Origin of the sequence: Streptomyces sp. MS191 (genome assembly GCF_008042125.1) — a bacterium.
Taxonomy (GTDB): domain Bacteria; phylum Actinomycetota; class Actinomycetes; order Streptomycetales; family Streptomycetaceae; genus Streptomyces.
This window is the reverse complement of record NZ_RDBI01000066.1, coordinates 787,440-796,124: the sequence shown is the minus strand read 5'-3', so window position 1 is coordinate 796,124 and position 8,685 is coordinate 787,440. Positions and strand designations below refer to the sequence as shown.

Sequence of the window (8,685 nt, the reverse complement as noted above, 5' to 3'; positions counted from 1 at the left end):
TGGCCAGGGCGCCGGACCGGATCCGGCCGCGGAGTTCGGCGGCGATGGCGAGGTAGGGCGGCGGCGTCGTCACGGGCGGCGAGTGTACTAGTGCGGCCGAGGCGGGGTGAGCGTCATGCGGGGAGCGAAGCACCCCGCCCGCGTACACCGCCATCACCGCCCTAGTGCACCCCTGCCACGGCTCGAATCGGCGCAGTTCAGAAGGGTGTACGGGGCCTCGGCCGCACTAGTACACTCGCCGCCCGTGACGACGCCGCCGCCCTACCTCGCCATCGCCGCCGAACTCCGCGGCCGGATCCGGTCCGGCGCCCTGGCCACGGGTGACCGCGTCCCGTCCACCCGGGCGATCACCCGCGAGTGGGGGGTGGCGATGGCGACGGCCACGAAGGCGCTGGCCGTGCTGCGCCAGGAGGGTCTGGTCCGCCCGGAGCCGGGCGTGGGGACCGTCGTGACCTCGCCCGCCGCGCCCCCGGCCGTGCTCAGCCGCGAGCGGATCGTCCGGGCGGCGGTCGAACTCGCCGACGCCGAGGGCCTGTCGGCGCTGAGCATGCGCCGGGTCGCGACCGCCCTGTCGACGTCCACGATGGCGCTGTACCGCCATGTCCCGGGCAAGGGCGAGCTGGTGCGGCTGATGAGCGACGCGGCCTGCGCCGAGGTGCCGTTGGGGCCGGTTCCGGACGACTGGCGTACGGGCCTGGAGAGGGCGGCCCGCTGGCTGTGGGAGGTCTACACGCGGCATCGCTGGATGGCGCCGGCGATGGCCGCCATCACCAGGCCGGTCGCCTCGCCGCACGCGATGGCGTACACGGAGTGGGTGCTGACCGCGCTCCGCCCGACGCCGCTCAGTCCCTTCGACAAGCTGCACGTCCATCTGACGATCTTCTCGTTCGTCCAGGGGCTGGCCATGGCCGCGGACCTGGAGGAACAGGCGCAGCAGGACAGCGGGATCTCGGACGGCGAGTGGATGGCTCGGAACGAGCCACGCTTCGAGGCGATCTCGGCGGCCGGTTCGTACCCTCTGCTCAACGGGCTCACCGAGCGCTCGGATTTCGAGTTGAGCCTCGACACCCTCTTCGAATTCGGGCTCGGGCGAACGCTGGACGGCATCGCGATCATGATCGGTGAAACGTCCGCTTAACGAACACGACCATGCGGGCACCGGACGATTTCCGGCCAACTTGTTGACGCGCTCCTGACAGGTGCCCGTCACTACTGCGACTCTCTCACCGGTTGTTCGCACCATCGTTCGTGCCTCACAAGTACGCGTACCGAAGCTCTGTTTGCTCTGCCCGGTCGAGCCCACCCAGTCGGCCGGTACCCCCCTCGCAAAAGGAGTTCGCGTGAGATCCACGCCCAGCCGTCGCGCCACCGCGACCGGCGCTCTGATAGCCGCCGCAGCCATGCTCGCCGCCGGCGTGCAGACCGGCTCCGCCACCGCGGCGAACACCCCCTGGACCGTCGCGCCGAAGGCCCAGGCCGTCGGCAAGGCCAACCCCGGTGAGCTTCCGGCCGACCTCTCCCCCGCCCAGCGCACCGCGCTGATCAAGGCGGCCGACGCCGACAAGGCGGCGACCGCCAAGGCCCTCGGCCTCGGCGCCCAGGAGAAGCTCGTCGTCCGTGACGTCGTCCAGGACCGGGACGGCACGACCCACACGCGCTACGAGCGCACCTACGCGGGTCTGCCCGTCCTCGGTGGCGACCTGATCGTCGAGGAGACCAAGGCCGGCGCCACCCAGGGCGTCACCAAGGCTTCCCGCGCGGAGCTGAAGAACGTCGACACGACCGCGACGGTCGCCCCGGCCGCCGCCACCCGGCAGGCCCTCGGCGCCGCGAAGGCCGAAGGCGCCGGCAAGGCCGAGACCAACCGCGCCCCGCGCAAGGTCGTCTGGATGGCCCAGGGTGCTCCCGTCCTCGCGTACGAGACCGTCGTCGGCGGCCTCCAGCACGACGGCACCCCGAACGAGCTGCACGTCGTCACCGACGCCAAGACCGGCGGCAAGCTGTACGAGTGGCAGGCCATCGAGACCGGCACCGGCAACACGATGTACAGCGGCCAGGTGACCCTCGGCACCGCGCCCTCGTACACGCTGACCGACACCGGCCGCGGCAACCACAAGACGTACAACCTCAACGGCGGTACGTCGGGCACCGGCACGCTCTTCAGCAACACCACGGACGTGTGGGGCAACGGGACCGCGTCGAACAAGGAGACCGCGGGTGCCGACGCGCACTACGGCGCCGCGCTCACCTGGGACTACTACAAGAACGTGCACGGCCGCAGCGGCATCCGCGGTGACGGCGTCGGCGCGTACTCCCGCGTCCACTACGGCAACGCGTACGTCAACGCGTTCTGGTCGGACAGCTGCTTCTGCATGACGTACGGCGACGGCTCGGGCAACACCAAGCCGCTGACGTCCATCGACGTGGCCGCGCACGAGATGACGCACGGCGTCACCTCCAACACCGCCGGCCTGCAGTACAGCGGCGAGTCCGGCGGCCTGAACGAGGCCACCTCGGACATCTTCGCGGCGGCCGTCGAGTTCTACGCCAACAACGCCCAGGACAAGGGCGACTACCTGGTCGGCGAGAAGATCGACATCCGCGGCAACGGAACCCCGCTGCGCTACATGGACAAGCCCAGCAAGGACGGCTCGTCCAAGGACGCGTGGTACTCGGGCATCGGCTCGATCGACGTCCACTACTCCTCGGGCCCGGCGAACCACTGGTTCTACCTGCTCTCCGAGGGCAGCGGCGCGAAGACGGTCAACGGCGTCAACTACGACTCGCCGACCTCCGACGGCCTGCCCGTCACCGGCATCGGCCGGGACAAGGCCGCGCTGATCTGGTTCAAGGCGCTCACCACCAAGTTCGGTACGACCACGAACTACGCGGGTGCCCGCACCGGCACGGTCGACGTCGCCAAGGCGCTGTACGGTGCGACCAGCCCCGAGGTCACGGCCGTCGAGAACGCCTGGGCCGCCATCAACGTGGGCAGCCGTCCCGGCGGTGGCAACCCCGGCGGCACGGTCTTCGAGAACACCGCCGACGTGTCCATCCCGGACAACGGCGCCGCGGTGACCTCGACGGTCAACGTCACCGGTGTCACCGGCAACGCCCCGAGCAACCTCTCGGTCGGCGTGGACATCGTCCACACCTACCGCGGTGACCTGGTCGTCGACCTCGTCGCGCCGGACGGATCGGTCTACAGCCTGAGCAACCGCTCCGGCGGCAGCGCCGACAACATCGTCCAGACCTTCACCGTGAACGCCTCCACCGAGGTCGCCAACGGCGCCTGGAAGCTGCGGGTCCAGGACAAGGCGTCGATCGACACCGGCTACATCAACAGCTTCAAGCTGACCTTCCCGTAACTCCGGCCACGGAGTGACGGCGGTCTGACGGACGCCCGGAGGGACTCGTTCCCTCCGGGCGTCCGTGCGTGCCGGCGCCGATCGGCGCCGGCCTGCCGTCAGCGCAGCAGCACGCCCGCGTCCGGGCTCCTGGTGTCCGCCGGCAGCGTCACCAGGCCCAGCTCCGCGGACGAGGCCAGCAGCGGGTGGGCCGGCAGGACGCGGACCGTGCAGCCGAACGGGCCCGTACGGTCGAGCGTCAGCGTGCCCTCGTAGGGCCAGTGGCCCTCCAGGTCCGGGCCGCCGGCCGGCTTCAGGGCGCAGGTGCGGGCGTCGCCGATGGCGTCGTCCGCGTCGACCCGGCCCGCGACCGCCTGCACCTCGACGTCCTCGGGGCGGAGGTCGCCGAGCGCCACCCTGACCCGGACCGCGAGCGTCGCGCCGAGCTCCGCGTCACCCAGGTCCTCGCCCGCCTCGACGTGGTCGACGGCTACCTTCGGCCAGCCGGCGCGCACCCGCGCCTTCCAGTCGGCCAGCTCGCGCGCGGTGTCCGGTGCCAGGGCCCGGTGCGCCCGGGCCGCGGGCGCGTAGAGCCGCTCCACGTACTCCCGCACCATGCGGTCGGCCAGCACCTTCGGCCCGAGGCCGGAGAGGGTGCCGCGGACCATCCCCGTCCAGCGGGCCGGGACGCCGTCCGCGCCGCGGTCGTAGAAGCGGGGGGCGACCCGGCGCTCGATCAGCTCGTAGAGCGCGGCGGCCTCCACGTCGTCGCGCCGCTCCTCGTCGGCGGCCGCCGCGCCGTCGGCGGTGGGGATGGCCCAGCCGAAGTCGGGATCGAACCACTCGTCCCACCAGCCGTCCAGGACGGAGAGGTTGAGGCAGCCGTTGAGGGCGGCCTTCATCCCGCTGGTGCCGCAGGCCTCCAGCGGGCGCAGCGGGTTGTTCAGCCAGACGTCGCAGCCCGGGTACAGCCGACGGGCCATGCCCATGCCGTAGTCGGGCAGGAAGACGATCCGGTGCCGGACCCGCGGGTCGTCGGAGAACCGCACCAGCTCCTGCACGAGCCGCTTGCCGCCGTCGTCCGCGGGGTGCGCCTTGCCGGCCACCACGAGCTGGACGGGCCGTTCCGGGTGGAGCAGCAGCGACCGCAGCCGGTCCTGGTCGCGGAGCATCAGCGTGAGCCGCTTGTACGAGGGGACGCGGCGGGCGAAGCCGATGGTGAGCACGTCCGGGTCGAGCACCGAGTCGGTCCAGCCGAGTTCGGCGTCCACGGCGCCCCTTTGCCGCCATGAGGCGCGGACCCGGTCCCGCACCTCGGCCACGAGCTGTTCGCGCAGGGTGCGGCGCAGCTCCCACAGGGTCCGGTCGTCGGGCTCGCCCCCTTCGCGGCCCGGCCCGTTCCGGCCGACCTCGGGAGCGGTCCAGGTCGGCGCGTGGACGCCGTTGGTGATCGAGGTGATCGGCACCTCGTCCGCGTCGAAGCCCGGCCACAGCCCGGCGAACATCGCCCGGCTGACGGCCCCGTGGAGGGTGGAGACGCCGTTGGCCCGCTGGGCCAGGCGCAGCCCCATGGCGGCCATGTTGAACAGGCCGGGTTCGCCGCCGAGCGGGGTCTCGTCGCCGAGGGCGAGGATCCGGCCCACGTCGACGCCGGGGAGCTCGCCGTCCTCGCCGAGGTGTCGGGCGACCTGCCCGCGGTCGAAGCGGTCGATGCCGGCGGGCACGGGGGTGTGCGTGGTGAAGACGGTCCCGGCGCGGACGGTCTCCAGGGCGGCGTCGAAGGCGAGGCCCTCGCCCGCCAGTTCGCGGATGCGTTCCAGGCCGAGGAAGCCGGCGTGGCCCTCGTTGGTGTGGAAGACCTCCGGGTCGGGGGTGCCGGTGAGCCGGCAGTAGGTGCGGACGGCGCGGACGCCGCCGATGCCGAGGAGCATCTCCTGGAGCAGCCGGTGCTCGCTGCCGCCGCCGTACAGCCGGTCGGTGACCTCGCGCTCGCCGGGCGCGTTCTCCTCGACGTCGGAGTCGAGCATCAGCAGCGGGACGCGGCCCACCTGCGCGATCCAGATGTGGGCGTGCAGGCTCCGGCCGCCGGGCAGTGCGAGGGTGACGCGGGCCGGGCTGCCGTCGGTCTCGCGCAGCAGCTCGACGGGCAGCTCGCCGGGGTCGAGGACGGGGTAGTGCTCCTGCTGCCAGCCCTCGCGGGAGAGGGACTGGCGGAAGTAGCCGTGACGGTAGAGCAGGCCGACGCCGATGAGCGGGACGCCGAGGTCGCTGGCGGCCTTGAGGTGGTCTCCGGCGAGGATGCCGAGACCGCCGGAGTACTGGGGCAGGGCGGCGGTGACGCCGAACTCGGGTGAGAAGTAGGCGATGGAGGAGGGCAGCTCGCCGCCGGGCTCCTGGTGGAGCTGGTACCAGCGGGGGGCGTGCAGGTAGTGGTCGAGGTCCTCGGCGGCGGCCCGCAGGCGGGCCAGGAAGTCCTGGTCCGCGGCGAGCGCGGCCAGGCGGGCGGCGGAGACCGAGCCGAGCAGCCGGACGGGGTCGGTGTCCTCGCTGCGGCGACCCGGCACGGGGGCGGGGTCGACGGAGGCGAAGAGTTCCCGGGTGGGCTCGTGCCAGGACCAGCGCAGGTTCCGCGCCAGATCGCTGAGGGGTCGAAGGGTGTCGGGGAGGACGGGGCGCACGGTGAATCGACGGATTGCCTTCACGTGTTCCACCTTCGCAGGGGAGTACGGAGCGGAGTGGACGCACCACGCTGTGCATCCGGCTGTGCACCCCACAGACGGTAGGTCACGTCGCCCTTCCGGGCCACGGCGCGCGGGGGTCGTGCCGTGGCCCGGACGGGGCGTCAGCGGGGCATGCCGGCCGGGATATCGCCCGTTCGGGTGTCGTAAGGCGATCCCTGGTTGACGGTGACGGGGTCGAAGGCGCCGGTCGCCGCGTACCGCGCGGCGATCTCGGCCAGCTCCGGGGCGGGGATCACCTGGTGGATGTCGGTGAAGCCGTGGGGGGCCCGCTGGTGCGCCAGATTGATGACGACCTCGGGGCCGAGGCGCCGGTTGGCCCGCTGGAGCGCGGTCATGGCGGGCCTGCGGGCCGCCTCGTACGCGGCGAGTCCCTCCGCGGGGTCCCGGTGCAGGGCCAGGGCGTGGGCGAGCGCGCGGGCGTCGACGACGGACTGCGTGGCCCCGTTGGAGCCGATCGGGTACATCGCGTGGGCCGCGTCGCCGATGAGGGTGGTACGGCCGTGGCTCCACCGGTCGAGCGGGTCGCGGTCGACCATGGGGTACGCGTGGGCGGTCTCGGCGGCGCGCAGGACCTCGGGGACGCTGACGCCGCCGAACTCCCAGCCCTCGTAGTGGTGCAGGAAGGAGTCCACGTCGACCGGCCGGTTCCAGTCCCCGCGGTACCGCTCCTCCGCGCTCCCTGCTGGAGCCGGCCGCGGTGGACGGACAGCTGGGGCCAGCGGTAGCCGGCGCCGAGTCCGCGCGGTTCGCGGGAGATCAGGGCTCCGCAGCGGTGGTAGTAGCGCAGTTCCCGGGTGCGCAGGGCGACCGCTTCGAGGCGGCTCAGCAGCCCCAGCGCGTCGAGTTCGCGGACGGCGTTCGGCATGAGGTTGAGGCCTGCGCCGACCGGGAGGCTGGTGCGGACCGACTCGACGACGGTGACCCGGGCGAATCCTGCGGCGTGCAGGGCCAGCGCGGCGGTCAGGCCGGCTATGCCGCCGCCGGCCACGACGATGTGCAGCAGTCCGAGGCCGGGCAGGTCGCGCCCGCCGTCCGGCAGGATGTCGTGCAGCCCGTCGTGCAGGACGTCGTGGAGCCCTCCGTGCGGCCCGCCGTGCAGTCCTCCGTGCAGTCCTCCGTGCGGCCCGCCGTCCGGTCCGCCGTGCCGCCCGTCCGCCGCGTGAATCGGGTGCGTCGGGCCGGGCAGGTCTGTCAGGTCGGTCGCGGCGGGACCCGGCACATCTGTCAGGTCCGGCAGCAGACGCGGGTAGGGGGTGCGGGGGTTCATCGGGTTCTCCTTCAGACCGCCGACGAGCCGGCACGGGCAGCGGGCGCGCCGGACCGGGGCCCTGGGCGCCCGCTCGTGGCCTGGCGCACCAGGGTCTCGTTGTCACGGGTCAGGTCCAGGATGGAGCGGAGCAGGGCGACGGGTGCACCACCGCTGCCCTCCTCGTAGAGCCGGAGGTCGTCGCTGTACGCCTTGCGGGCGATCACGATGTGGCGGGCGCGGAAGGTCTTGAGGATCTTCAGGACCCGGCCGAGGGCGAGGGCGGAGGCGGCCAGCTCCCGGGGCAGTCGCTCGGCGTTCTCCCAACTGAGGGCCGCGGAGAGCTTGCTGACGGCGGAGACACCGCCGGCGTACTGCTCGTGGAACTCGCGCCAGGACGGCAGGCTGTAGGGCAGCGACTCGGCGAGGAAGGCGTCGTAGGCGGCGTCCGAGCGGTCGCACTGCCACAGCGTCAGGTCGACCAGCCAGAGCGGGACCTGGGCGGCGGCGGGACCGAGGTAGGAGCGCCCGGCGACGTCGACCTCCTCGAAGTAGGGGCGCAGGGTCAGCGCGAAGAACTCCGGGGAGATGTTGGAGGCGGTGAAGTCGATGGAGTCGACGATCGACCGGACGTGGTGGGCGGTCCGGTCGAGGGCGGTGGCGAAGCCGGGGTCGTACGGTTCGAGGCAGGCGACCCGCGCGCAGGTGTCGAGGGCGGCGACGAGGCCGGGGAACGCCATCCGGACGGCCTCCTGGAGGTCCGTCTCCATGGGGTGGCCGGTGTAGGTCCGCCGGCGCGGGCCGGCCGGGTTCCAGGTCGTGTAGTGGTGCACCGTGTCGCGGGGCACCATGTCGGTCCGCCGGCCGAGCAGTTCGAGGATCGGGACGACCTCGGGGACGGCCTCGGCGGGCTGGACGCCGTGACGTTTCAGCGAGCCGAGCAGGATGCCGAGGTCGCGCATGGCGGCGAGCGCGGCCACCACGTTCCACTCGGCGGCCCGGTCGTGGTCCGGCAGCAGGGTGCGCAGCGCCACCGTGAGCGCGGCGACGTCGGCGTCGGCGTTCATCGCGGGCAGCGCGGCCAGGAGCGCGTCGGCTCCCAGCGGGTCGGCGGCGCATATGTCGGCGAGGTGGTACCGCGGGTCCCCACGTTCTTCGAGACCGGGCGCGACGAGGTCGTACAGGGTCAACGGAATGCCCCTCTGTGTTTTGTTGGACTCGGTCCGCCGCGGGGGCGCCTGGTGGGTGCGGCGACGCTCGGTCTCCGCACCCGCGCGCCCCGCGGCTCACGCGCCGAGGTCACATGCGGTCACCCACGTGGTCACCGTGGGTCGGACACCCTGTCCCGGGG

Annotated in this window: 4 protein-coding genes and 1 pseudogene; 2 read left to right on the top strand and 3 right to left on the bottom strand. The window is 72.8% G+C overall.

The genetic code is table 11. The features are described from left to right. The first annotated feature begins 244 nt into the window (after window positions 1-244). Together EAO71_RS32250 and EAO71_RS32245 are read left to right on the top strand one after the other, a co-directional pair. On the top strand, window positions 245-1,138 hold the full coding sequence (locus EAO71_RS32250; protein WP_147981306.1) for a TetR/AcrR family transcriptional regulator C-terminal domain-containing protein: 894 nt from the start codon (window positions 245-247) through the stop codon (window positions 1,136-1,138). Window positions 1,139-1,340: 202 nt separating this feature from the next. Further along, window positions 1,341-3,368, top strand: a complete 2,028-nt coding sequence (locus EAO71_RS32245) for a M4 family metallopeptidase (protein WP_147981305.1) — start codon at window positions 1,341-1,343, stop codon at window positions 3,366-3,368. A gap of 98 nt (window positions 3,369-3,466) precedes the next feature. Here the strand turns inward: EAO71_RS32245 and glgP are convergent, their stop codons facing one another. The 3 genes and pseudogenes from glgP to EAO71_RS32230 all read right to left on the bottom strand — a co-directional run bounded on the left by glgP (window position 3,467) and on the right by EAO71_RS32230 (window position 8,524). Further along, the gene (gene glgP, locus EAO71_RS32240) at window positions 3,467-6,049 is read right to left on the bottom strand and encodes an alpha-glucan family phosphorylase (protein WP_187282905.1); all 2,583 of its coding nucleotides are present in this window, start codon (window positions 6,047-6,049) and stop codon (window positions 3,467-3,469) included. Between the two features lie 140 nt (window positions 6,050-6,189). Next, window positions 6,190-7,091, bottom strand: a pseudogene (locus EAO71_RS40180) (FAD-dependent monooxygenase). A 275-nt stretch (window positions 7,092-7,366) separates the two neighbouring features. Continuing rightward, window positions 7,367-8,524 (bottom strand): monodechloroaminopyrrolnitrin synthase PrnB family protein, encoded by a 1,158-nt coding sequence (locus tag EAO71_RS32230; RefSeq protein WP_147981303.1) that lies wholly within the window; start codon window positions 8,522-8,524, stop codon window positions 7,367-7,369. Between the last annotated feature and the right edge of the window lie 161 nt (window positions 8,525-8,685).